This is a genomic window from Steroidobacter flavus, assembly GCF_042651805.1.
Taxonomy (GTDB): Bacteria; Pseudomonadota; Gammaproteobacteria; order Steroidobacterales; family Steroidobacteraceae; genus Steroidobacter; species Steroidobacter flavus.
This window is the reverse complement of the sequence record NZ_JBHSDU010000015.1, coordinates 1072833-1098649: the sequence shown is the minus strand read 5'-3', so window position 1 is coordinate 1098649 and position 25817 is coordinate 1072833. Positions and strand designations below refer to the sequence as shown.

The following is a 25817-nucleotide window of genomic DNA, read 5'->3' as shown; positions in this document are numbered from 1 at the left end:
GATCAAGATGCGACTCGCTGCAATTGCGGGCATGACGCTGTGTGCGCTCATGCCCGGTCAAATGGCGCTGGCCGAGATCGATACCAGCGATATCGATTGGTACCTGATGCAGGACATGGAGAACGCGCTCAAGGATCTGGAGCCCGTGCTGACGGTCGGTAACTTCGATTCGGCGCGCTCCAGCGCCGAAGTGTTACGGGGCGGGCTGCAATACGTGCACGACTATTTCGTTGCCAAAGGTAATGTCGAAGATGCGGTGAAGATTGCCGCTGAAGGGCAGGTGACGATTGCGCGCGTGTTCGCCGCGTTGGAGAGCAAGAATCAGGAGGCCGCGATCACCGCGGCCCGCGACACCGCCAGGAACTGCAAGGCTTGCCACGAAATCTACAAGCCCTAAATGCAAGGGCGCGCGGCATCGTCGCCGCGCGCCCCTCGATCGTAAGATCAGAACGACTTGTTGACCGTCAGACCGTAAGTGCGCGGATCGCCCAGCTGCGCGACGACCAGGCCGGTGCTGCCCGACTGCGTCGAGAAGAACTCGAAGTAGTCCTTCGCGAACGCATTCCGAACCCAGCCATACACATTCCAACCCTGGCCGAAGCGGGCACCGGCGCGGAAGTTCGACAGCGCGTAGCCACTTACGTCGGTGTAGATCGAGCGCGACGGATTCGACGAGAACTTCGAGCGATAGCTGCCGTCGTAGGCAAAGTACACGCCGCCATCCTCACCGAGCGCTGAGAGCGGCAACTCATATTCCAATCCATACGACAGCGCCACCTTCGAGATGCCCGGCAACCATTGGCCCGAGATATTGCACGAAGGCGGGCTGAATCCATTCGGTGTGCCCGGCGCACTCGGCGGATTGGCAGCGGAAGCCGCTTGACCGCCGGCCAGCTCCGGCGGGCACGGCGCGTCTGGGAACTTCACATACTCGTGATCCGTGTACGAGCCGTTGGCGTACAGGAGCAAGGTGTCGACCGGGCGCGTGCTCAGTTCCAACTCCACGCCACGCACGCGAACTTTGTCGGCGTTCGCCAGATAGCCACGGATCACGTTGGCCTGGCTGTTGGTGACCGTCGCCTGATAGTCGGTGATGTCAGTCCAGAACGCGGACAGATTCAGCGTCACGGCGTGCGAGAACAGCTGAGTCTTCAGGCCCGCTTCGTAGTGATTGGTGCTCTCCGGCTCGACAGTTTCCACCGCCGTGATCGGCTGATTGTTTGCATCCAGCGGCAAACCCGACAGGTTGATGCCGCCGGACTTGAACGAACGCGCGTAAGTCACATACGCGAGCACGTCGTCGGTCACGTCATAGGAGACGGTGAAGTCGCCGGAGACGTTGGTGTCGTCGAACTCCGGCTCATAGCTCTGCGGAGCGAGCACGCCGAGCTGCGCGGCGGTGAGTGCGGTGTTCGTCTCGTTCGTCACCGTCGCGATGTACTTGCCTTCCTTCTTGTCGTAGTTGACGCGCAAGCCGGGCTGCAAGCGCAGATCGTCCGTAACATGCCAGGTGAGCTGGCCGAATGCCGCCACGCTGGTGTTCTTCAGGCCGATGTCGTTTTCCGAGCGCAGGCCGTCCAGGATCGAAGGATTGTTGGCGTTCGCACCGCTCAGCAACCAGCGGCTCGCGAGCGGGCCTTGCTCCTGCACGCCGGCGGTGTCCACCGTTTGATAGAAGCCATACACGCCGGCGACGTAGTCGATCTTGTCGCCCGTCGCCGAGTAGCGCAGCTCCTGCGAATATTGCCGCTGCTTGGAGGGATTCGCGGAGATGGTGGTGATCGGCAAGCCGATGAAGTCACGATCGTTCGACGGACCCCAATCCCACTTGCGATACGCGGTCACGGATGTGAGCAGACCCGAACCGAGTTTCCACTCCGCCAACGCCGAGGCGCCGCCGAACTGTTGGATGGCAGTCAGCGGCGAGTCCAGATCGGTGAGCCGATCGAACGGATTGAAGCTCGGCGGCTGATAGTTACCCGACGCGGCGGCGAGGTCGGCGTATTGACGATTGAGCGGACGCTGGGTCGAGCCGGTCTTCGCCCAGACCTGGCCATAGCCGATCGGATCCTGCTCGGTGTAGTCGGCCGAGAAGGTCACTTTGAAGTCATTGCTCGCCTGCCACAGCAGCTGACCCTTGACGCCCAGGTTGTCCAGCTCGTTGATGTGCTGGCCCGTGGTGACGTTATAGATCGTGCCCTCGCGCGAGGTATAAGACGTGCTCAGTCGACCGGCGAGCTTGTCTCCGATCAGCGGGCCGGACACTGAGGCCTTGCTTTGCGTGTAATCGTAGTTGCCGCGCGTCAGCTCGATGCGGGCCTCGGGCGTGAACGTCGGCTTGCGCGTGGTGATGTTCACAGCGCCGGCGGTCGTGTTCTTGCCGTACAGCGTGCCCTGCGGGCCGCGCAGGATTTCGACTTGCTCCACGTCGAGGAAGTCGAAGGTCGCGGTGGCGTTGCGGTTGTAATAAACCTGATCGATGTAGATGCCGACGCCCGGCTCGATGCCGTCGTTGGTCAGACCGAACGGCGTGCCCAGGCCGCGAATGTTCACGCTGGAATTGCGCGGGTTGCTGGAATAGAACTGCACCGAAGGCTGCAACTGCGAGAGCCGGCCGACGTTGATGGTGCCGGTGGATTCGATGGTCTCGGCATTCAGCACCGAGACGGCCAGCGGCACGTCCTGAACCGCTTCTTCGCGGCGGCGGGCGGTGACGGTCACGCTCTCGATCTGTGAATCGGCCGAGACGTTCGTGTCGGGGTTGGCGTCGGCGTGGACTGTGCTCGCGCCTCCCGCAACGATCAGAGCGAGTAACGATAGTCTGCGCATTGTTCTGTTCCTTCGATGTTGGCCAGCGCAGCAGCGCGTCGGTGGCTGCTGTCGATGACAACATCGTAGGAGCTACCCGGTATCTAATCAGTCAGGAGTCGGTAACGAATGGGTCACCGCTCATACCGGGCTGCGATCAATCGAGCATGCGAAGGAATGTGACTCGGATGTTACTCAGAACGATGCCAGCGGCATTCGCGCGGGCCTTTCGGGCCGTCGTCGGCATGAGCCCCACCGAATACCGCCGCACCCTCCGATAAGCCCGTCTCCTTACCGAATCTGATTAGTCGTCAGGAATTTGTAAGAATCCAGTAACAATGAGCTGAAAGAATCGCGCCCTGACAATAACTGTAAGGTATTTGTCAGGACTGACGGGTGCAAGACACCTGCAGTCCCTCGGCGGGCGCCACTCTTATTAATAAGCCGGGTACGCCAGCCAATCGCCAGATTTGGGAGGGGCTTCGACGTGCAACTGGTTTCCGACCGCGCCCTGGGCGCGGCGCTCTTCATCGGCGCTCTGCAAATGGGCGCGGCCGCGCAGGTGCTGGCTCAAGACACCGATGCACCAGCCGAAACGGCCGAGGCGGAAGCGGCGCCTGAACAGCGTCGTGTCGACGTCCTCGAGTATCGGATCGACGGCAACACCGTGCTCAGCGCGGCCGACATCGAAATGGCGGTACAACCGTTCCTCGGCCCGCAGCGGACGATAGAGGAGATCCAGCAGGCGCGCACCGCGCTCGAACAGAAATATCGCAAGCTGGGTTACGAGACCGTCGCGGTCGAAATTCCCGAGCAGGACGTGCGGACAGGGGTCGTACGTTTCAACGTCGTCGAGCTGAGTGTCGGCCGACTGCGAGTCACTGGCTCCAAATATTACTCGCCGGATCTGATTCGCGAGCGCGTGCCGTCCTTGGCCGAAGGCAAGGTGCCGCGCTATGACCTGGTTTCCAAAGATATCGCGGCGATCAACAACGCACGCGATCGCACCATCACGCCGACGCTGCGAGCCGGCACCACGCCAGGCACCGTCGACGTCGATCTGGAAGTGGATGATCGCGCGCCCATGCATGGCAGCGTGGAGATCAACGATCGTTACAGCACACAGACCAGCCGCTTGCGCGCCGTTGCGTCGGTGAGCTACGCGAACCTGTGGCAGCGGGATCACAGCCTGAGCCTGCAAGTGCAGGCCACGCCCGAAGAGTTGAAGGAATCTTTCCTGGTCTCGGCGTCGTATCTCGCGCCGTTACCCGGCACGAAAGCGAACCTCGTTGTTTATGGCATGCATTCGGACAGCGACGTCGCTGCCGTCAGCGGCATCGATGTGCTGGGCAAAGGCGACATCATCGGCGTACGTGCCGTGTTGCCGCTGCCGGGCAGTGGTGACTCGTTCACGCATTCGATCCTCGCGGGTTTTGATTACAAGAACTTCAAGGAAGATTTGATTCTCGGCGCCGACAAGGCGGCCACGCCCATCGACTACGTGCCGCTGACGCTCGAGTACTCGATGTCGGCGCTGGGCGGCGCGGGCTCGACCGATGTCCACACCGGCTTGACCTGGGGCACGCGTGGCCTCGCTTCCACTAACGACGAGTTCGCTCGTAAGCGTGACGAAGCCCGCGCCAATTTCATGTATCTGCGCGCGGATGTGACTCGCACGCAGCGGCTGCCGAAGGATTTCATGGGAATCCTCTCGTTCTCGGCGCAGCTCGCCGACGAGCCGCTCATCAGCAACGAAGGCTTCAGCATCGGCGGATTCGACAGCGTACGCGGTTATGCCGAATCGCAAGTGCTCGGCGACTCCGGCATGCGTGCATCGCTGCAGTTTGAAACACCGTCGCTGTCCGGCCGCTTCGGCTCGTCCTTCAATGAGTGGCGTGTGTTCGTATTCGGCGATTGGGGCAAGGTCTACATCGAAAATCCGCTCGCCGACGTCGACGGTGTCAAGACCGATCGCATCGAGATCGCGAGCTACGGACTCGGCACGCGACTGCGCATGTTCGACAAATACAACGCGATGCTGCTGCTCGCCAAGCCGCTCAAGGATGAAGAAGAGCTGGACCTGGACATCAACGACCAGTACCGCGCGCAGTTCCGTGTCTGGGCCGAGTTCTGATCTGCCACCCAACCCCAAGCCTGAGAAATATTAGATGAAGAAGACGATTGCGCTCCTGATCCTCGGCCTGCTGGGCCTGCCGCATGCCTGCTGGGCATGGTGGAACGAGGACTGGAACTTCCGCACGCAGATCACGCTCGATCCGGGCCGCCTCGCGGTGCCGCCGGGCGAGTCTCTGACGCGCGTGCCGCTGCTCGTGCGCCTGCATGAAGGCAACTTCGCTTTTCTCGATGCACGCAGCGACGGCACCGACTTGCGCTTCGTCGCGGCCGACGATCAGACGCCGCTGAACTATCACATCGAAACATTCGACGGCGTCGCGAGCCTCGCCTACATCTGGGTGGACGTGCCGACGATCGAGCCCGGCAAGCCGCAACACATCTGGCTGTACTACGGCAACGAGCAGGCCACTGGGGTCAGCAATGCGCCCGCCACTTACGATGGCGAGACAGCGCTGGTGTATCACTTCAATGAGACTGCCGGCCCGCCGCGCGATCAGACCGCGAACGGCAACAACGCCGTCAGCTCGACCGCGATGCCTTCGTTCGAAGCCTTGATCCGTCAAGGTGCGCAGTTCAACGGCAACATGCATGTGCGGATCGCTCCATCCGCGTCGTTGAGCTTGCCCGCTGGCGCGCCGCTCACCTGGACCGCATGGATCAAGCCGGAAGCCGAGCGTCCGCAGGCACGCTCCGTCGTGTTCACCAAGTTGAGCGCCGCCGGCGAGACGTCTCCGGCGCGACTGCTGATCGGCCTCGATCAGAACCGTCCGTTCGTTCGGGTGGTGGACGCGGCCGGGAACGCGCAGGAAGCGATTGCACCCAGTCCCGTGCAATCGCAGTCCTGGCTGCACCTGGCCGTGGTCGCTTCCGACTCGATCCGTTTGTATGTAAACGGCATCGAAGCCGCGGTGCTGGCGGCGAAGCTGCCGGAGCTGGGCGGTGAATCGACCATCGGCGCCGATTCGCAAACATTGGCTGCTGCCGGCCTGCATCCGGTCGCGCCGAGCTCGAGCTCGGGCTTCATCGGCTCGTTGGACGAGTTGAGCATGTCCAATGCGCCTCGCACTCCGCAGTCGCTAGCCTTCGCCGCGGCCACTCAGGGGCGGGATGCTTCCTTCATCAGTTTCGCACCGAAGGCCGAAATTCGCGGCGACTGGTTCAGCGGCGGCTACTTCACCATTCTGCTCGGCGCCGTGACCGTCGACGGCTGGGTGGTGATTGCATTGCTCGGTGTGATGCTGCTCATCAGCGTGTTCGTGATCTGGAGCCGCCTCGACTACGTGAGTCGCGTGGACAACGCCAACAAAGGTTTCCTGCGCGAATTCCAGGAGTTGTATCTGTCCCTGGCGCGGCAGAAACAGTCGGGCAATCTCGGTGTGCAACCGATCCCGACGACGCCGGCCGCTGCGAAGCTCGCCGACTCTTCGATCTTCCGCATCTACGGCACGGGCGCGGCTGAAATCGAGCAGCGCATCGCCATGGCGACGGCCCTCGCGCCGTTCTCGATCGATTCGCAGACGGCGGAGTCGCTACGTGCCGCGCTGGATTCGGCGCAGATCCGCGAACAGCAGCTGCTCAACAAACAAATGGTGTTCCTCACCATCGCCATTTCGGGCGGTCCGTTCCTCGGGCTGCTGGGCACGGTCGTGGGCGTGATGATCACGTTCGCATCCATCGCGGCGGCCGGCGACGTGAACGTCAACGCAATCGCTCCGGGTGTCGCGGCGGCGTTGATGGCCACGGTCGCCGGCCTCGCGGTCGCGATTCCCGCCTTGTTTGCTTACAACTACCTGACCACGCGCATCGGCAACATCACTGCCGAGATGGCCGTGTTCGCCAACGAGTTCGTCAGCAAGATGACCGAGCTGTATCGGCGCCAGTCATGAAAGTTCAAACGAACAAGCCTTATGACGACATCAACATCACGCCGATGCTGGATCTGGCGTATGTGCTGCTGGTCATCTTCATCATCATGACGACCGCTTCGGTGCAGGGAATCAAGATCAGCGTGCCGAAGGCGAGTGCGGCGCAGAGCCTCGCCAAGCCGACGACCAAGGCCATTTCCATCACCAACGACGGGCGCGTGTTCCTCGACACGTTCCCGGTCACGATGACGGAGCTGGAGTCGCAGCTGCGCTCGTATCAAGCCGTGACGCCGGAGTTTCCGGTGGTGATCAAAGGCGATCGCACGGCGCAGTACGGACGCATCATGGAAGTGCTGGATATCTGCGCCAAGCTGCAGATCACCCAGCTCGGCCTGGTGAGCGAACGGCAGGCGCCGGCGCAGTAGTCATTGGCAATGAGCGTCGCAGTCATGACTACTCCTGGGATCACTCCCAACTTTCCAGTACCGCCGCCGCCTCCGCGTCGGCGGATTCCCGTGGGCCTGTTGCTGGTGCTCGCGGGCATCGCATTCGTCATCGGCTTTTTTGTGCTCAACCGGGGCGAGCCGCCGGTGCCCAAGCAGTATGTGACTCAACAAATCACGGTGCTGCCGCCACCACCGCCACCGCCGCCGCCGCAAGAAGAAAAATTGCCGGAGCCGGAAAAGATCATCGAGCCGAAGCAGGAGGCCGAGGTTCAGCAGGACGTGCAGGAAGTGAGCGAGACGCCGTCGCCCGAGCCGAGCACGGATCTGGCCGCGGGCTTGAATCGAGCTGCCGATATCGGCGCCGACAGCTTTCATCTGGCGGCGGGCAAGGGCGGTGGAATGTTCGGTCGTGGCGGTGGCGGCGGTAGCTGGGATGCGTTTGTCGCAACTCATGTCCGTCGTGCGCTGCGCGCCGATCCTCGCACGAGCACCGCTTCGGGCTATCTCGAAGTGTTGTTTGTCATCGATCCGAACGGAAAGTTTGAGCGGGCCGAGCTGCAGAGCTCGACCGGCAACAAGGAGCTCGACGCGGCGATTCGCGATGTGCTCAGTCGCTTGCCGGCGCTGTCCCGCGGCCGGCCGGCGAACGTCAAGCCGCTCATGGTGACGGGCATCAATATCCGCGCGACTCAGGATTAGCTCGCGCAACTCTTTATATGGATAACGAACGGTACGAAGGGCGACCTATGGGTAATCAGAATCCGATGGCGAATCAAAAGCTGGCGCATGCATGTGCGCTGATCCTCCTCGGCGCGGCGGCGAGCCACCAGGCGCATTCGCAAACACAGACGCCGTCGGAGCAAGTGCAGGCGGCGGAGTCGTCAGCGGCGGCATCCGCGGCACAAACATCGTCGGTCACCATTGCTTTGATTCAAGAGCTGGTGCGCGAAGGCGTCATTACTCTCGAGCGCGCTCAACAGCTGCTCGATGCGGCTGAGCGTGAAGCTTCGCTCGCTCGTCAGCGTCAGACGCCCCCGCCGAGCAATCAAGTGCGCGTTCCGTATGTTCCGGAAAGCGTGAAGAACGAAATGCGCGAAGAGCTGCGCAAGGAAATCACCACCCAGGCGAAGAACGAGCGCTGGGGCACGCCGGACGCGCTGCCCGAATGGCTCGACCGTATTTCCTGGAGCGGCGATTTCCGTTTGCGTTATCACGGCGATTTCTTCGACAGCGGCAACTTTCCGTTCGTGCCGGACGTGCAGGCCATCAATAACCGTGGCGGCGTGACCACGGCCGACGGCTTCCCGTTCGTGAACGCCACCGAAGATCGTAATCGCGTGCGTTATCGCGCCCGCATGGAGCTCACGGCGAAAGTGACCGAGGGTGTGAAGGTCGGCATCGGCCTGGCCTCCGGCCAGGACAACGGCCCGATCTCCACCAATAAGACCTTCGGCGACTATTTCACCAAGGACGCCGGTTGGATCGATCTCGCCTATATCGAAGCGCAGCCGTTCAAACAATTGACATTGATCGGCGGTCGCATGGCGAATCCGTTCTTCTCCACGGACCTGGTGTGGGACACCGATCTGCGGATGGAAGGCGTGGCCGCGCAGTTCCGCCAGCCGTTCGGACCGGCGACCGTGTTCTTGAATGGCGGTGCGTTCCCGTTGCGTGAGCTCGATGTGGAATCCGACAGCTGGCTGTACGCCGGCCAGCTCGGTAGCAAGCTCACGTTCGGCGGTCTTGAATTCACGCTGGCCGGCGCGTACTACGACTTCGACAACGTGCAGAGCAAGCTCAATCCGCCGGACGGCTCGCGTCTGAACGACTTCACGGTGCCGCCGCTGCTGGGACCGGGCAACTCGGTGTTCAACATGCGCACCGACGGTTTGACCACGCTCGCCGGTCTCGCCTCCAAGTTCCAGCTGATGAACATCACCGCGGATGTGATGTATCGCTTCGGCAACGGCAAGGCCGTGCGCTTCACGGGCGACTACGTGCGCAATCGCGCGCTCGACACAGCGGAGATCGATCGGTTGCGCGGCGAGCCCGGCGTGCCGGCGGGTGACACTGGTTGGCAGGCTCGCATCCAGGTGGGCGACGTTCGTATCGTCGATCGTCATGACTGGAGCTTCGCGGCCACGTATCGAAAGCTCGAGACAGATGCAGTGCTCGCAGCCTTCACGGATTCGGACTTCGGCGTGTACGGCGGCACGGACCTGAAGGGTTACGCCATCGAGGCCAGCTATGGCCTGACGCGCAACACCTGGCTGTCACTGGAATGGGACAGCGCCGATTCCATCGACCGTCCGCCGTTCAGCACCGACGTGGTGCTGTTCGATGTGAACGCGCGCTTCTAACGGAGCAATCATATGACCACGAGCAAAGTCATTCTCGGGAAGTCGTTCCTGGCGCTCGCGATCTGCGGCGTACTGGGCAATGTTTCTTCGGCACAGGCGCAGAACGCCGACAACGACGTGCTGCGTCGGACGCAAATGCAGCTTCGGCAAAGCGAGCAGGAGCGCAATTCGTTGCGCAGCGAGCTGGCGCGCTTGCAGGGGCAACTGGACGCGCAGCGCGCAGAGTTCGATCGCGTGCGTCAGCAGGCTGTGCAGGCGAAGGGCGATAACAATTCCAACGAAGCCGAACTGCTGGCGAAGACCAGCCGGCTCAATCAAACGACGCAGCAGTTGAAGGACACGCGCGAAGAGTTGGAACAACTGCGAGCCGACAACGCGCGCCGTGCGCAGGCCGTGCAGAACATGAAGTCCATGCTCGACGCCGCCGAGAAGAGCTCGGCGCTGCGCCAGGAGCTGGTCGGTCTGTGCCGTGACCGGAATCAGGAAATGTACAAAGTCTCGCAGGAACTGATCGGGATGTATCGCGACAAGGACTTCAACAGCTTCACCAAGCGCGAGCCGGTGCTGCAGTTCCAGCAAGTGAAGCTGCAGAACCTGATGCAGGAGTTCGAGGACCGGCTACGCAGCCAGCGCATGTTCGAGGACACGCTGCCGCCGAGCCTGGAAAAACAGATGCAGGAAAGCTTGCGCAAGGATGCCGCGAACAAGTCCAACAGCACTGGGCCGGCCAGCAGCGGGCGCACACCGCCCGGCTGAGCCAAGTCATTTGAATAACAACGTCAACGCCTGAAGTTCGAGCCGCAGCACAGTAGTGAACACCATGGATCGCAAGCCCGCTCATTCCCGTTTCCGTAAGTCGGCTGCACGCAAGCCGTTGCGTCTATCGGCGAAACGTACCTCGGCGATCGCCATCGCCGTGGCGGCAGCACTGACTGGCAGCCACGCGTTCGCGCAGACCGCGCCGTTCGGCTCGATGGTAGCCATGCAAAACGGCATGGTCCGTCTGCCCAACGGCACGATGTCGAAGTGGACCGGCGCCAATCGCCCGGTGGTGGGCACGGCGAGCGACGGGCGGCCGTTGATGACCATCGAGCAGACCGAGCAGAAGGCGTTGCTCGACTGGGAGCGCTTCGAGCTGCAGGCCAACGAGATTCTGGAATTCCAGCAGCAGCGGGCCGACTGGATCGCGGTCAACCGCGTGCATTCGGATAGCCCGAGCCGGATCGACGGCGAGATTCGCGCCATCGGTCGCGTGTTCATTCTCAACGACAACGGCGTGCTGATGGGCCAGGGCGCGACGGTCAACACGCGGCAACTCGTCACGGGCCGCGGTGTGTCGGACGTGCTGGTCGAGGGCAATACCACGACCATCGTCCAGAGCAAGGACAAGGCCATCCTGAACTGGAGCGACATGAGCACTCAGGCCGGCGAAGTGCTCAAGTTCCAGCAAGAGAAGAAAGACTGGATCGCGCTCAACCGCTCGCTGCTGGAAGGGCAGGCCACGCAGTTGAAAGGCGACATCAAGGCGGACGGTCATCTGGTGCTGGTGGCACGCGAAGGCCTGGCCATCGACGGCAAGGTCGAGGCACAGCAGGTCATCGCTTCGTCGCTGGAAGTTCGCGACTCGCAGTTCCTGAGCTCGCACGGCTTGTTGTCCCAGGCGGACAACTACAACGATCGCACCGATCCGACTTTCAGCAACACCTGGAAGTACAACATCGATCCGCAATGGAACCAGGGCTTGTTGTATGCCGACGATCCGCCGCCGCCGGCGCACGATCCCAATGATCCGTTGCGTTATGCGGTGACCGTTGGCACCACCGGCAGCATCGAGACCGCGAGCCGCGGCAAAGTGATGTTGCTCGGCCCGAACGTCAATAATCGCGGCCGCATTCGCGTGCAGGACGAAGGCCAGGTGCTCCTGGCCGCAGGCGACAACATTTATCTGCTGGGCGGCGGCAGCAACGGTGTCGTCACCGCCTATGCCGGCGCTTACAACCCCATGTCCTTCATGCGGGCCAATGTTCCTTATAACGGTACGCCATGGCGCGGCGGTGGCGTCGTCACCGCCGACTGGGTGGACTTCATCAACAACATGACGGCCGGCACCGACATCGGCACCTTTGCGGTGGGCGATGTGATGACACCCGAACAAGGCGCGGCGGTGTTCGACCGCATCGTCCCGTACATCAACGAACAACAGGCCCGTCGCGTCGACGATGTGGGCTTCCACGCGCGCAACGAAGGCATCATCAGCTCGTTGCGTGGCGGACGAGTCGACTTCCGTGGCTGGAATCTCGAGCAGATGGGCGCGATCGAGATGACGTCGACGGCGTCGTTTCGTGGCGCCATCAGCTTCACGCCGGTGATGTACGACTATCAGGAATATCCGAACAACGGCGAGAACGGCCCGATGGCGCCGGGCAATGGCAATGTGGTGTTCGGTCGCGGCAGCTTGACGCAGATCACGCCCGACCTCGATGCCACCGACACTATTCCTGTGAGCGAAGGACCGCAGTCGGTCGGTTCGCTCACCATCAATGCGCGTTCTGTCCATATGCAGGAAGACGCCATTATCTATTTGCCCAGCGGCTCGATGAATGTGCTGCTGGATGCCGGTGCGCACGTGTTCTCCAACCGCGGCGCGGGCGCCAATTTCGACAACGAGGACGGCACGCGCTTCCTGATGGATCGCGGCGCGACCATCGACCTGTCCGGTTGGGAAACGACGCTGGGCATGGGATATCACCAGGTCACCGGCAAGCTGTATGCCGCGCAACTTGCCGACTCTCCTCTGCAACGGGACGGCGCGCTGTATCGCCAGGAGATCTCGGTCGACCGCCGCTTCGGCACCAACGTGGCGGACTGGCAGAGCTTCGATAATCTAAGTAAGGGCACGCTGGCGCAGTTCCTGATCAACGGCGGCACGCTGACCATGGATATCGGCGACGACTTCATCATGAAGTCCGGGTCGGTGATCGATGTCTCCGGCGGCAAGATCACCTACGAGGATGGTTACGTTTACACCTCGCTGCTGCGCCGGCTGGACGGCAGCGTCATCGATATTCGCGAAGCCGATCCCGATGAGCTGTACATGGGCCTGGCCAACACCTGGACCAGGTACGACACCAAGTGGAATACGCAGCGGACTTATTACATCCCGCTGATGTCCTCGGTGCAGGGTCGTTACGAAACCAGTTATGAGCAGGGCGGCAACGCCGGCAGCATCAAGATCCTGGCGCCGGACACGGTACTGCAAGGAACGGTGCTCGGCGGCACCACCATCGGCCGTTATCAGCGGACCAATCGTCCGACCGCGGGTGTGTTCGAGTTGAACAACGCCGGCGAGAGCGAAAAGGAATACGTCAGCAACAACATCCTGATCACGGCGGCGGAGAATGCGCTCGCGGACAGCTTCGGCATCCGCGACATGCTCAGCGACGTTTACGACGACTTGTTCGGCGACGAGTTCGATCCGGAAACAGATCAGCCCGCGCCGGCAGGCTCGGCCACGGGTCGTCTGTTCGACAACACGACGCTGACCTCGGCGGATTTCTTCGAGCGTTCGACCATGGGCTCGTATTCGTTCGACCAGGACGGTCGTATCGATCCCCTGAACAGAGTGAACAACGCGTTCGTGCCGTTGGACGGTCCCGCCGTCCTGATCGAGCGGGGCGCGCAGTTGAATCTCGATAATGGCGCTTCGCTCGAGATCACTGCCGGACAGCGCATCGAGTTCCTCGGCAGCGTGCGCACCGAAGGCGGCAACATCAACCTGTCCGGCATGTCGTTGCGCTTCGGCGAGAGCTCGGTGCTCGACACGCGTGGCTCGTGGTACAGCGATTACGAGCTCGATGAGCCGGTCGCGCTGAGCAGCGTGCCGCGCATCGACGGCGGCCGCATCTCGCTCGCGGCGATCGGTGACCCGACCGGTTCCGACGATGTGACCCTGACGTTGCCCGCCACGATGATCCTCGATGCGTCCGGCGGTGCCTGGGTGGATCGCAACGGCAAGATCAAGGCGGGCAAGGGCGGCGACATCGCCGTCGTGGTCGCCGGCGTGCCCGAGTTCGATCTGTCGGGGCTGGATTCCGCGCGTGCCTACGGTCTCGGCGGCAACGGCAAATTCTCGATGATCGTGGCAAGAAACATCCACATCGGCACCGAGCTGCCGGAGGTCGAGGACGAAGCTCAGCCCGAGGCGATGTTATTCCGTCCGGAGTTCTTCCAGAACAGCGGCTTCTCGGCGATATCGCTGGCATCTTCCAACGGCACCGTCACGTTGCAGGAAGGCGTGCAGGTCAATGCCACCAGCGCATCGTTGCAGCTGGATCAGAGCACGTTGAGCAATGGCGTGCTGTCGGCGTACTACGCGCCATCGGGCAGCGATATTTACGATCTCGCGACACCTCGTTATCTGCCGCCCGAACAGCGTGCGGCTGGCTTGCGCAATGGCATGGCGATTTCGCTGGGCGGTGTCGCCATCGGTATCGAGGAAGGCAGTCTGCTCGGCACCGAAGCCGGCGGCAGCCTGGCGTTGGGGGCTGGCCTCGTCGACGTCGCCGGCACGCTGTCGGCACCGGCGGGCACGATCTCGGTGTCCGGTGGCACAGAAAACGGCAGTGTTCTCGTCCACGATACGGCGAGGCTGCTCGCACCGGGAGCGGTGCGTATTCTGAGCCGGGGTATGGATTCCAGCGGTCGCGAGCTGCTGGATGGTGAAGTGCTCAATGGCGGAACGATCACGTTGAGCGCGGCGACGCTCGAGATCGAGCGCGGTGCTGTGCTCGACGTGTCGGGCACCAGCGCGGTATTCGATCTGGCGCAGTCGGCATCGGGCTCGGTGGTGCGTCAGCCGCGCACCGTGGCATCTGATGGCGGCAGCATTTCAGTCGGCGGGCGGTTGCTCGACGTCAACGATGCAACTTTCCTCGCGCATGCCGGTGGTGCAGGTGCACGCGGCGGCAACTTCTCGTTGTCCTGGGCCGGCGGCTACGAGCTGGAACGCGCCCCCGGCGTGCCCACGCCGGATTCCGTCTACGACATGTTCGGCTGGTTCTTCGAGTTCGGCTATGTCAACGACCTCAACGGCACGCCGCTCGCCTCATTCTTCGGTACCGATCTGAGTCAGGTCGATTGGAATATTTTCGGTACGGTGTACGACTTCCATTTCCCGCCCGGCTTCACGGTCAACAGCCGGGAAGAGCTGGTGGCCATGCTGAAGGCGTACGACGCCGCCGTGCTTGGCGCCGCCCCCGTGCTGCTGGTAGGCGACAATCTGCCCGACGTCGGCGGCCCGCCGCTGGCACCGAATATCGAACCGGCATTGCGCGCTCTGCTCGAGCAGCTGGGCGGCTATCAGTTCCAGGAAATTCCGGACAACCGGCCTTCACCGGTCACGCGCCTGTCGCCGGCCAACATCGTGGCAGGCGGTTTCGCGGGTCTGGAGATCGACGCTGCGCCGGGCATCGTGTTCTTCGGCGATGCCACGCTCGGCGGTCGTCGCGCCGACGGTAGCGCGATCTTCGATCGCATCAAGCTCAGCGCGCCGCGCATCATGGGTCAGCGCGGTGCCAACGTGAACGTCAATGCCGACGTGGTGATCTTGTCGGGTGAAGCGGCGGGATTGCCCGTCGATCAAGCGATGTATGACTCGGCCCTCACCAACATCGGTGTGCACGCGGTCAACGAGGACACGCATCTTCACATCGCGGCCGACAAGCTGCTGCAAGTCGAGTCGGCGCAGTTCTATGGTTATTCGGATACGACTCTGAGCAGCGGCGGCGACATCCGCCTGGTCGGTAACACCGTGGGGAACGGTCAGCCGCCGACGGGTTTCATCCATTCCGCCGGCAAGCTCATTTTCAAGGCGGACCAGCTGTACGCCGCGACCGGACGCAAATACGACATCAAGTCCGACGACACCATCGAGATCCTGCCGCAGGATGCGGGCACGCCGATCAACGCGAGCCCGTACGAAGCCGGCGCCGAATTGACGCTCACTGCGCCGCGCATCGTTCAAGGCGGCACGGTGCGCTCGCCGTTGGGCACGATCAATCTGGTCGGCGTCGACGATGGCAGCGAAGGTGCGAATACCATCACGTTGTTGCCCGGCAGTCTCACGTCCGTGTCCAGCGACGGCAAAGTCATTCCTTATGGCGCCACCGCGAGCGGCGACACCTGGATCGATCCGATCACCGGTCAGGAACTGACGGCGCTGCCGGGCAAGTCGGTCAACCTCACGGCCGAAACATTGGATATGCAGGAAGGCGCCGTGCTCGATGTGAAGGGCGGCGGCGATTTGTTTGCATCCGAGTTCACGCCGGGCATCGGCGGCACCAAGGACTGGACCACCGGCTATCGCAACGAAGACTACGAGTGGGTCAACGATGCCAGCAATGTGTTTGCTGTCATTCCGGGCTACGACGCCGACATCGCTCCGATCGGTCTGGGCAATACCAGCGGCGCGGCGATTGGCGAACGGATCTGGTTGTCGGGCGGCAGCGGTTTGCCGGCGGGTTATTACACGTTGTTGCCGGCGCGCTATGCGTTGTTGCCGGGTGCGTTCCGTGTCACGGCAAATCATCACTACGGCGATCACGGCGACATGGTGCCGGGTCAGAGCCGCGCGTTGCTCGATGGCTCTTCCATCCAGGCGGGCTATCGATTCATGCCGGGCGTCGACGGATCGCCGCGCTACACAGCTCAGCGTACCGACGGTTACTTGGTAATGCCGGGCGCGACGTTGCGCGAACGTTCGCAATACGTCGAGACGCGCGCCAATACGTTCTATCTCTCCGACGCGTTCTTGAAGAAGGCGTTGCGCACCAATCGCCCGGTGGGCGAAGTGCCTCGCATTCCGTTGGACGGTGGCAGCGTGGTGCTGGACGCCAGCGGCTCCATCAGGTTGGATGCAACGCTGCGTTCAGCGGCGGCGGAAGGCGGTCGCGGCGGCTTTGCCGATATCAAGGGCGAGAAGATTCTGGTTGCGAGTGCGGCCACCGACCTGTCGCAGTATCAGGACTATCTGGTGCTCGACAGCGATCGTTTGAACAGCTTCGGCGCCGAGAGCCTGTTGCTGGGTGGCGTTCGCGAGCAGGGTGCAGTGAACGTCGAAATCGACGTCGGCGCGACCGACATCGTCATCGACAACGCCGGCTCGGTGCTGGCGGGTCCGGAGTTGTTGTTTGCTTCCGGCGGCGACATCACCGTCAAGGCCGGCAGCGCCGTCGAGACTCGTGGCACGATCAGCGGCAGCTCGGGCGATCTGCGCGTGCGGCCGTCGATCGCTGGCTACACCGACGATCGGGGCACGCCCTATACCTGGGACGACGTCGTCGTCCATGGCGCTTTCGATCAGGGCGCAGTGTTGCGCCTGTCGTCGAGCGAACAGGTTGACATCCTCCGCAACATCAACGCTGTGGATGCGCTCGCGCAGTTGCTCGCCGATCCGGTCGCGCTCGCCGCTGTCAATGCTCAGCGTGTCGCAGGAGGACTCGATCCGATTACACAGCGCGGCAGTCTGCTCATCGAAGACGGTGCGCGTCTGACGAGCAGCCGTTCGCTGGCACTCGATGCGACCAACGACACGCGCCTCGCCTCTGGCGCCAGTGTGTCGACTCGGCAGATCAGCGCGTCGGCTTCGCGCGTGAGCGTGGGCGAAGTGCCTTCCGGTACCAGCGGACTCGTGTTCGCCGGTGGCTCGCTGGGGGCGCTGGCGGCCGCCGAAGACATTCTGCTCAAGAGTTACAGCAGCATCGATTTCTATGGCTCGGCCACGCTGCGCGCCGACGGTGCGTTGAGTCTCGATAGCCGTCAGATCAATGCGGTGAACGCCGACAACGGAACGGTCGCCATCGCGGGAAAATCGCTCACGTTGACCAACACCAACGGCGGGACATCGACGGCGACTGCAGGCACGGCGCGTCTGCTGATCGAAGGCGACAACATTTATCTCGCCGGCGAAGACAAGTGGCTGTCCGGGGTCGGTACCGTCGACATCCAGGCGCGCGAGCGAGTCATCGGTCGCGATGAAAATACGCTGTTCGTGCCCGCGGGCTTGAACATTCAGGCCGCCGACGTGACTGCGGACAGCGGCGCGCGTCTGTTCTTCGACGCGCAGGGCGATGTAATCATCAATAACAACGGCAACACCAATCTGCCCGCGTTCCAGACGTTGGGCGCGACGCTCGGTATCACAGGCTCGAGCGTGGTGAACCAGGGTCGCATGGGCTTGACCGGCGGCACGATCAATCTGCGAGCGCGTTCCGGCAATGTGACTCTGGCGCAAGGCTCGTCGATCGATGTCACGAGCAACACCAGCCAGATCTTCGACGTCGAAGTCGGCGTCGCAGGCGGCACGGTGAATCTCACCTCCGATCACGGCAACATCGATATGAGAAGCGGCGCCACCATCGACATCTCCGGCACCTCGGCGGGTGGTGACGCGGGCACGCTGCATACCCAGGCTGCCGAAGGCGAAGTGCTGCTGGCCGGCAATGTGCTCGGCAATGCCAACGCGGGCTATCGCTCCGGTTCGTTCTCTTCGCTCAGCCGCACCATCACGGACTTTACTGGCCTGAATGCGCAGCTCGACCTGGGCGGTTTCCGCCAGAGCCGTCGTTTCGAAGTGAACGACGGCGACATCAATGTTTCCAGCACGGTGTCCGTGCAGGAGTTCGCCGCGGTTGCGAACCACGGCAGCATCAACGTCGACGGCACGATCTCGACAGTCGGTGGCAACGGCGGACGTATTCAGCTGTCTGCCGCTCGCAATGTCACTGTCTCCGCTACGGGTCGCTTGATCGCGCGTGCCAACGCCAGCGACGGCTCGGGCGGCACGGTGTTCCTCGAAACCACGGGCGAGAACGGTGGCCGGATCAACATCGCCGCTGGCTCGCAGATCGATGTGACCGGCACAGGCGAGGGCGGTCGCGTCGTTCGTCTGCGTGCTCCGCAACTCGGCGGTGACGTTGCGATCGACCCCGTCGCCGGCACGATCCTCGGCGCACGTTCGGTGATCGCGGAAGCCTTCCGTGTTTACGACAACGTGTACACGATCGATCAAGGTGTGATCGATACGGTCTCCGCCGACGCCATCAGTTTCATGGCGAACGCGGCGGCAATTCAATCGCGGCTCGGCAGCGGCGTGACCGTCGCGCCGGGCATCGAGCTGCGTAGCGATGCCGACATGGAGTTGGTGCAGGATTGGGATCTGCACGATCTGCGTTTCGGCACCGATCAATCCGCGGGCGTGCTGACGCTCCGTGCGGCGGGCGATCTGCTGATCAACGGCAACTTGAGCGATGGCTTCGACGGCGCAACCGCCGATGCGGCTTTGCTCGGCGGCAACTCGTGGACGCTCAATCTCACTGCCGGTGCGAACACCACCAGCCCCGACTCGCTGGCCGTGTTGTCGGTCGGTCAGCTGGCAGCGGGCAAGGGCTCGATCATCGTCGGCGGTACGCCCGACACGATCGAGTACTACAAGATTCAGATCGCCTCGGGTCCGCTCGCGGGCACCATCGAGCATCGGTTGTATCTGAAGGATGGCAACGGCGAGCTGGTGAGCATCAACAACGACCCGCCGCCGGGCCGATATGTGGAACTGACTCGCGATGCGGCCACCGGCCTGTACATCGATCCGTTCACCAATCAGCTGATCCAGAAGGATCCGGTGACTGGCGACTACGTCGAAACCAACAACTACGGCAAGGTGGCGCTGCCCGAGCTGTATTCGGATTCGAACGGCGCGGATCAGTTCCTCAACGGCGAAGCGCCGCAGATCACGCAGTACGGCCAGAGTCGCGCTGTGCAATGGGATAACTCGACCGGTTACATGGTTCGTACCGGGACCGCCGGCATCAACATCGCCAGCGGCCGTGACATCGTTCTGCAGTACGCGCCGTCGGTGATCTACACGGCCGGCCAATCGGCTGCGCCGATCGCCGATTTCCATGCGCCGACGCGGTTGCCTTACTTCGCGCCCGGCGATATGTGGACGCCGATGACCGGTTATTACCTCGAAGGCGGCGGCGACCTGCTGCTGCGTGCACAAGGAAACATCATCGGTGCGAGCAGCGATCAGCTGCCGAACGCGTGGCTGTGGCGCTATGGCACGCTCGACCAGGCGACCGGCGACTTCCGCCAGCTTGGCAACCAGGGCCTGGGCCGCGACTACGAACAGACCACCTGGTTTGTGAGATTCGACAAGTATCAGGCGGGCATCGGTGCGCTCGGCGGCGGCAACGTCGACATCAGCGCCGGCGGCGACGTCAACAATCTCACGGTCAATCTGCCGAACACCGGACGTGTCAGCGGCGGCTATGACGGCATCGAGCGAGTGTTGCATACCAGTGGCGGCGGCGATTTGTCCGTGCGTGCCGGCGGCAACATCGGCAGCGGCATCTTCTATGTCGCCGAGGGTACGGCGCAGTTGACTGCGGGCGGCTCGTTCAACTCGTCCCGCCAGGTGATGGCGGTGCGCCAGAACGGCTTCGCGCCGCTGGCGATCCGTGGCTACGATCTCTACACCACGCTGCTCACCTCATCGGGCGATTTCAATCTGCAAAGCGGTGGCGATCTGAACATCGACGCTGTGCTCGATCCGATGAACATCGAACAGGCACAGAACAACAAGAACGGTGGCGGCGGCACGTTCGGCCCGGACAACATTCAGCAGTACGTCGGCGACGATCGTCTGCGGGAGCTGTATGGCGTGGCATTCATGAGCTATACGCCGGACGCGAAGGTCGATTTGTTCTCGGCCGGTGGCGATGTGAATATCTGGAACAACCACGGCAACCTCAGCTTGTTGCAATGGCGTGGCAGTTACATGCAGCCCCAGCATTACTTCATCAGGGCGCAAAGCCCCGGTGTTTCCATCGGCGGCGAGGTGTCGGCGCTGTGGCCGGCGACCTTGAATGCGGTGGCCGCGGCGGGCGACGTGGTGGTGAAGGGCGGCATGTATCTCGCGCCGGCGCCGAAGGGCAACCTGTCGTTGCTGGCCAAACAGAACGTGCTGTTCGGTCAAGGCTCGCGCGTCGACGATCCGTTCGCCGAGCTCAACCGGGACGCGCAGAATTATTTCCCGGCCTATGAGGATATTTTCATGAGCCAGAGCCTCATGGACGCGCTGCCGGATGCCACCAATATCCGTCAGACCTACGGCTCGATCATCGATTTGAACGTGCTCACGCAGGCGGGCTTGAGCGAGACCGGCTACAACCCCGTCAGCCAGGGCTGGGATGAGTTGCATGTGCCGGACTTGCACGCGGGCGACACGATGCCGGCGCGCATCTATGCCGCCGAGGGCGACGTGGTCACCACCCGCCAGATCAATGTTCCCAAACAGATGTGGGTGCAGGCGGGTCGTCACGTTTACTTCCCGTACTACACCATCCAGCACAACAGCGAGCAGGATCTGTCGCTGATCCGTGCCGGCGACGGCTTGTATTTCTCGGGCACCGGCTACGTGAACGTGTTCGGTCCGGGCCGCCTGGAAATCGAGACCGGCAAGGACTTCTGGATGCCGAGCAACGCCAAGGGTGTCACCAGCAATCGCATCGTCTTCAGCGATCCGAATCCGTACGACCTGACTCCGGGCCAGCCGTGGCATCCGGATCAGGCCGCCGCGGATATCGCCATCAGCGCCGGCTACAACCAGCAACCGAATTACGAAGCGTTCGAGAACGCTTATTTGAATCCGGAGCTGGTCGCCGACATGGCGGAATATCTGCTGGACGATGCGGGCGACGGTCGCGAGCTGCCGATCTATCTGTTCGATCGTATCTACGCGCGTGGCAACGGCAGCGACTCGATGTTCGCGTCGCCGGAGCTGGCCGCGGGCTTCGTCAATTACATTCGCGGCATGCAAGGACTGCCGCCGTTGGCAACGGCTGCGGATCAAACGGCGTACCTCGATCAGGCCTGGAGCTTCTGGCTGGCGCTGCCTTCGACTCAGCAGACGGCGTACGACGGACTGGTGCCTCGCATGACCGCGGCGGAAGCGAAGGCGCGTGGTGCGAAACCCGAGTTCTATCAGCCGGAGCGTCGCGAAGGCCTGGTGAACTACGTGCGTCGTCTGCAAGGTCTCGAGACGTTGAAGACGCAAGAGGAGCAGCTTGCGTATCTCGATCAGGCGTGGAGCTACTGGAACACGTTGAGCAACGACTACAAGACCCCGTTGTATCGCAGTACCTTCTTCATGGAGTTGCGCACTACCGGTCGCGAAGTCAACGATCCGGACAGCGATCGTCACAACACCACGTTCCGTGGTTACGACGCCATCGCGACGTTGTATCCCGGCGCGCAGAAGCGTGACGATGAGGCGTTGAGCGAAGGCGAATCGCGCTGGGCCGGCGACTTCGAAACCTTCGCGAGCCGGGTCATTTCCAATGGCGGCGGCAAGGTCGAGTACGTGATTCCGGGCGGCGGCTTCAAGCTCGCCAACGTGGCTGCGACGCCGGGCGAGACCGGTCAGCCGGTGTCGTCGGGCGATCGCGGTAATGCGTTGCGCGCCGGTGTGATTACGCAGGACGGCGGCGATATCAACATCTTCTCCAAGTCCAGCGTGACCGTGAACAACTCGCGCATTCTCACGACCAAGGGCGGCAACGTCATGATCTGGTCGTCGTACGGCGATATCGCGGCCGGCAAGGGCGCGAAGACCTCGATCAGCCCGCAGTTCTATGACTACAGCCTGGGCAACTGGCTGCACATGGACCGCGTGCCGGCGGGTCTGCCCACCGGCGCCGGCATCGGCACGCTGGCGACGCAGCCGGGCGTACCGCCGGCCGACGTCGATCTGATCGCGCCGAACGGCATCGTCGATGCCGGCGATGCGGGCCTGCGTGTGAGCGGCAACTTCAACGTGTTCGCGGTGCAGATCCTGGGCACCGACAACATCGACGTGCAGGGTGTGAGCACCGGCTTGCCGGTGCCGCCCGCGGCACCGCCGACTTCGCTCAATATCGACGACGCGGCGGCGAAGGCGACCAAGGTCACCGGCGCGTTGCTGGACTCGTTGAAGCAAGTGCAGGACAACGCGGCCATCAAGGCGCCGTCCATCATCGAAGTGAAGGTGCTGGGCTACGGCGAGGAATGTGCTGAAGACCGCAAGGACTGCGAGACCGAGGCGGGCTCATCGAAGAACTAGTGGAATCCTCATGACTCAAGCTATTCAGAACGTACCGGCACCGGCCCCGACGCTGCCGCTGTTTTATAAGAACCCCGTGCCCGTGGAGCCGGGCCGTCATGCGACGGCCGGTCTGCGGGAGCGGATCGATTTCGGTTTCTCGCGCGAGACCAATGCGATTGCATTGACGGCTTCGGAGATCGTGCATGCCGCACGTCACTATCCGGTCGTGTTCTCCAAGGACGCGCCGACGGTGCCGTTCGCGGTCGTCGGTCTGCGTGACAAGGAGAATCTGTTTGTCGACGCGGAGGGCCGATGGCGCGAGGGTTATTACATTCCCGCGTACGTCCGGCGTTATCCCTTCATCTTCTCCGAAGTGCCGGACTCGCGGCAGCTGATATTGTGCGTCGACGAGGGCGCGGACAGCTTCGAGCAAAGCTCGACTGCGCCGTTCTTTGTCGAGGGCAAGCCCAGCGAGTCGTTACAGCGCTCGTTCAAGTTCAACGAAACGTTTCAGATCCACTACCAGGACACGCACCGTTTCGGCGAGTGGCTGGACCAGAACGACATGCTGGAAGGCAAGATGGCGCGAGCCGAGCTGGGCAATGGCCAGACGTTCACCTTGCAGGGCTTTCGTTTGTTGAATCCGGAGCGCTTGCGGACGCTCGACGATTCGCAGGTGCTGGAGCTGCACAAGCGCGGCTGGCTACCGCTCCTGCATTTCCATCTGCAGTCGCTGCAGAATTGGTCGACGCTGAGCGCCTTAACGCGAGCTCGATGACGTCCTAGCGGGCGGCGGGAAGCGGACTTCGACCCGGGTTCCCGTACCGTTCGCCGGCGTGGCGATCTCGATCTCGGCCAGATGATCGCGCGCAATCTCGCGCGCGATCGTCAATCCCAGGCCGCTGCCGTCGGCATTGGTGCCCGGCATGCGATAGAAACGATTGAACACTTTCAAGCGCTCGGCCGGCGGAATGCCCGAGCCGCTGTCTTCCACGAAGACCAGCGAGCCGCCGTCGCTCACCTGGCAGCCGATGAGCACGTGGCCGCCCGCGGGCGTGTAGATCACCGCGTTCGTCAACAGATTGTCGAGCAGCTCGCGTAACAGGAATTCGTCGCCCAGCACCGGCGCCTGATTCAGATCGAAATGCAGCTCGATGGATTTTTGATCGGCCAGCCGCACCCAGTCGTTGATGCAACGTTGGATGATGTCGGGAAGTTGCAGCGGCCGCAGTCGTTCGGCGTGAAAGCCGCTGGGCTCGGCACGAGCGAGCGCCAATAATTGATTCGCCAATCGCACGGTGCGCGTCGCCGTACCCTGCATGACCGCGATCGAATTGCGAACCTCGACCGAGTCCGATTGACGTTCGGCGACCGACAGCTGTGTGATCAATCCTGCGAGCGGCGTGCGTAACTGATGCGCGACGTCGGTGAGGAAACTTTGCTGGGCTCGGGCGGCGTCGGCGATTCGTTCCAGCAACGCATTGATGGCGGTCGCGAGCGGCCGCACTTCAATCGGCACCACCGACTCATCGATGGGAGCCAGATCTCGCAGCGAGCGCTTCGCGATATCGCTCTGCAGCCGGTCGAGTCGTGACAATGCCCGACCGGTGGCCACCCAGCCGACGACGACGATGGCGCAGGTCAGTGCCAGGCCCCACGTGACGAGTGTGACGATGATGGTGCGTTGACCGCGCTCGCGCTTGAGCGTGGTCTCGGCGACCGTGATCACGACCAGCTCGCCGGCCGATAGCGTCGGCAATGACACCAGTCGCACCGGCAGTCCACCGTAATCGCCGTCGTAATACACCGGCTTGTCCAGATCGTGCGGCACCGGCGCGGAGGGCAGGCCACGATCGCCATTCAACAGAATGCCGTTGCGATCGTGCACGCAAAAAAAGATTTGATCGAAGCGATCGGCGCGCAGGCCTTGTTCGATTTGCAGCGGCAGCTCGGTGAGCAGGCCGTTGTTGGCGGTCTGCAGTCGGGTCGCAAGCTCCCAGGCGGCGTTGGCGAGCGCCAGATCGTAAGCATTGCGAGCGGGAATCCACGCCAGCCAATAAGTGGCGAAGCCGCCGACCAGCCCGATCACCGCGAGCGGGCCGACCAGCCAGTACAGCAGGCGGAGCCGGATGCTATTGCCGCGCATTTCCAGGCTGCACGCTTTCGAGCATGTAGCCGAAGCCGTGAATGGTCCGGATGCGCACGTCGGCCTCTTCGAGCTTGCCCCGCAAGCGGGAGATGTAAACCTCCACCGCGTTGGGCGAAATATTCGCGTCGGTGCCGCGGATGGCTTCGGTCAACTCCTGTTTGCTGATGACCCGATCGGTGTGCTTCATCAGGTGCTCGAGCACCGACCATTCGCGCACCGACAGATCCAGCGGCTGTTCGCCATTGAATGCGCGCTTGGCGGCAACGTCCATGGTGATCGAGCCGTGCGTGAGCTTGCCGGAGCGGGCAGGGTGACGACGCAGCAGCGAGCGCACGCGAGCCATCAGCTCGTCGACGGCGAAGGGCTTCACCACATAATCGTCGGCGCCGAGATCGAACCCGTGCACCCGGTCGGAAATCGCGTCCCGGGCCGTCAGCATCAGCACCGGCATGCTGGTGTTGTGGGCGCGCAGCCGACTCAACAATTCGAAGCCGTCGATGTCCGGCAGGCCGATGTCCAGCAGCAGCAGATCGTAGCTCTCTTTCTGCAAGCGCTCGCTGGCCGGCTCGCCCTGCGCGAACACCTGCACGTCCATGCCCGCATCCTGTAATACGCTGGTCAGCGCACCGGCGAGCACCGAGTCGTCTTCCACCAGCATGACGCGGGCCGTCATGGCGCCGCCGCCGGTAAGTGCCTGTATTTCATGGTCGCCAACATGGCGACGATATTAGAGCGGCGGCCCGGGACGTCAAGCGCGGCGGCGCCGGTGCTGCGTTTTTCGGCCTGGCGGGTCGTTTAACCGGGACCATCAGGCAGTCATCCTCTATCAGCCGCGAATGCATGCCGCTCCTCGATGACGACGCACATCTGCACTGTCCGGCGCCGACGCCCGAGGCGGTGGCTGCGGGTGACGAT

The 25817-nt window shown here is 62.7% G+C and carries 12 protein-coding genes; 9 read left to right on the top strand and 3 right to left on the bottom strand.

Annotation, left to right across the window (positions count from 1 at the left end):
- The first annotated feature begins 7 nt into the window (after window positions 1-7).
- Window positions 8-397, top strand: coding sequence for a hypothetical protein (locus ACFPN2_RS32455; RefSeq protein ID WP_380604507.1), 390 nt, complete (start codon window positions 8-10; stop codon window positions 395-397).
- Between the two features lie 47 nt (window positions 398-444).
- On the opposite strand, the gene ACFPN2_RS32450 is transcribed toward ACFPN2_RS32455, so the two are convergent.
- Window positions 445-2829 carry a TonB-dependent receptor gene (locus ACFPN2_RS32450; protein WP_380604505.1) on the bottom strand — a complete coding sequence of 795 codons (2385 nt, stop codon included), beginning with the start codon at window positions 2827-2829 and terminating at the stop codon, window positions 445-447.
- A 466-nt stretch (window positions 2830-3295) separates the two neighbouring features.
- On the opposite strand from ACFPN2_RS32450, the gene ACFPN2_RS32445 reads away from it, so the two are divergent.
- The 8 genes from ACFPN2_RS32445 (at window position 3296) to ACFPN2_RS32410 (ending at window position 23531) form a co-directional block, all read left to right on the top strand.
- Complete coding sequence (locus tag ACFPN2_RS32445; protein WP_380604503.1) at window positions 3296-4942, top strand: ShlB/FhaC/HecB family hemolysin secretion/activation protein; 1647 nt, start codon at window positions 3296-3298, stop codon at window positions 4940-4942.
- 34 nt (window positions 4943-4976) lie between these two features.
- A complete protein-coding gene (locus ACFPN2_RS32440; protein WP_380604501.1) occupies window positions 4977-6830 on the top strand; it encodes a DUF2341 domain-containing protein in 1854 nt (617 codons plus the stop codon).
- On the top strand, window positions 6827-7234 hold the full coding sequence (locus tag ACFPN2_RS32435) for an ExbD/TolR family protein (protein ID WP_380604499.1): 408 nt from the start codon (window positions 6827-6829) through the stop codon (window positions 7232-7234). Before ACFPN2_RS32440 ends, ACFPN2_RS32435 begins: the two co-directional genes overlap by 4 nt.
- 24 nt (window positions 7235-7258) lie before the next feature.
- Window positions 7259-7954, top strand: a complete 696-nt coding sequence (locus ACFPN2_RS32430; protein ID WP_380604497.1) for an energy transducer TonB — start codon at window positions 7259-7261, stop codon at window positions 7952-7954.
- Window positions 7955-8001: 47 nt separating this feature from the next.
- Window positions 8002-9615, top strand: a complete 1614-nt coding sequence (locus ACFPN2_RS32425) for a putative porin (RefSeq protein WP_380604495.1) — start codon at window positions 8002-8004, stop codon at window positions 9613-9615.
- A 12-nt stretch (window positions 9616-9627) separates the two neighbouring features.
- Window positions 9628-10371: a hypothetical protein gene (locus ACFPN2_RS32420; RefSeq protein ID WP_380604493.1), complete on the top strand. Its 744-nt coding sequence runs from the start codon at window positions 9628-9630 to the stop codon at window positions 10369-10371.
- Window positions 10372-10435: 64 nt separating this feature from the next.
- The gene (locus ACFPN2_RS32415; protein ID WP_380604491.1) at window positions 10436-22771 is read left to right on the top strand and encodes a filamentous haemagglutinin family protein; all 12336 of its coding nucleotides are present in this window, start codon (window positions 10436-10438) and stop codon (window positions 22769-22771) included.
- 10 nt (window positions 22772-22781) lie between these two features.
- The gene (locus tag ACFPN2_RS32410) at window positions 22782-23531 is read left to right on the top strand and encodes a SapC family protein (protein WP_380604489.1); all 750 of its coding nucleotides are present in this window, start codon (window positions 22782-22784) and stop codon (window positions 23529-23531) included.
- Here ACFPN2_RS32410 and ACFPN2_RS32405 read toward each other — a convergent pair.
- Together ACFPN2_RS32405 and ACFPN2_RS32400 are read right to left on the bottom strand one after the other, a co-directional pair.
- Window positions 23514-24899, bottom strand: a complete 1386-nt coding sequence (locus ACFPN2_RS32405; RefSeq protein WP_380604487.1) for a sensor histidine kinase — start codon at window positions 24897-24899, stop codon at window positions 23514-23516. The genes ACFPN2_RS32410 and ACFPN2_RS32405 overlap by 18 nt on opposite strands.
- A complete protein-coding gene (locus ACFPN2_RS32400) occupies window positions 24886-25575 on the bottom strand; it encodes a response regulator transcription factor (RefSeq protein WP_380604485.1) in 690 nt (229 codons plus the stop codon). Before ACFPN2_RS32400 ends, ACFPN2_RS32405 begins: the two co-directional genes overlap by 14 nt.
- Between the last annotated feature and the right edge of the window lie 242 nt (window positions 25576-25817).

Excerpts from the sequence above, each read along its gene's own strand:
- ACFPN2_RS32405 (WP_380604487.1), bottom strand. The coding sequence starts at position 24,899 with ATGCGCGGCAATAGCATCCGGCTCCGCCTGCTGTACTGGCTGGTCGGC.
- ACFPN2_RS32455 (WP_380604507.1), top strand. The coding sequence starts at position 8 with ATGCGACTCGCTGCAATTGCGGGCATGACGCTGTGTGCGCTCATGCCC.
- ACFPN2_RS32440 (WP_380604501.1), top strand. The coding sequence starts at position 4,977 with ATGAAGAAGACGATTGCGCTCCTGATCCTCGGCCTGCTGGGCCTGCCG.
- ACFPN2_RS32415 (WP_380604491.1), top strand. The coding sequence starts at position 10,436 with ATGGATCGCAAGCCCGCTCATTCCCGTTTCCGTAAGTCGGCTGCACGC.
- ACFPN2_RS32410 (WP_380604489.1), top strand. The coding sequence starts at position 22,782 with ATGACTCAAGCTATTCAGAACGTACCGGCACCGGCCCCGACGCTGCCG.
- ACFPN2_RS32430 (WP_380604497.1), top strand. The coding sequence starts at position 7,259 with ATGACTACTCCTGGGATCACTCCCAACTTTCCAGTACCGCCGCCGCCT.
- ACFPN2_RS32435 (WP_380604499.1), top strand. The coding sequence starts at position 6,827 with ATGAAAGTTCAAACGAACAAGCCTTATGACGACATCAACATCACGCCG.
- ACFPN2_RS32425 (WP_380604495.1), top strand. The coding sequence starts at position 8,002 with ATGGGTAATCAGAATCCGATGGCGAATCAAAAGCTGGCGCATGCATGT.
- ACFPN2_RS32400 (WP_380604485.1), bottom strand. The coding sequence starts at position 25,575 with ATGACGGCCCGCGTCATGCTGGTGGAAGACGACTCGGTGCTCGCCGGT.
- ACFPN2_RS32420 (WP_380604493.1), top strand. The coding sequence starts at position 9,628 with ATGACCACGAGCAAAGTCATTCTCGGGAAGTCGTTCCTGGCGCTCGCG.
- ACFPN2_RS32450 (WP_380604505.1), bottom strand. The coding sequence starts at position 2,829 with ATGCGCAGACTATCGTTACTCGCTCTGATCGTTGCGGGAGGCGCGAGC.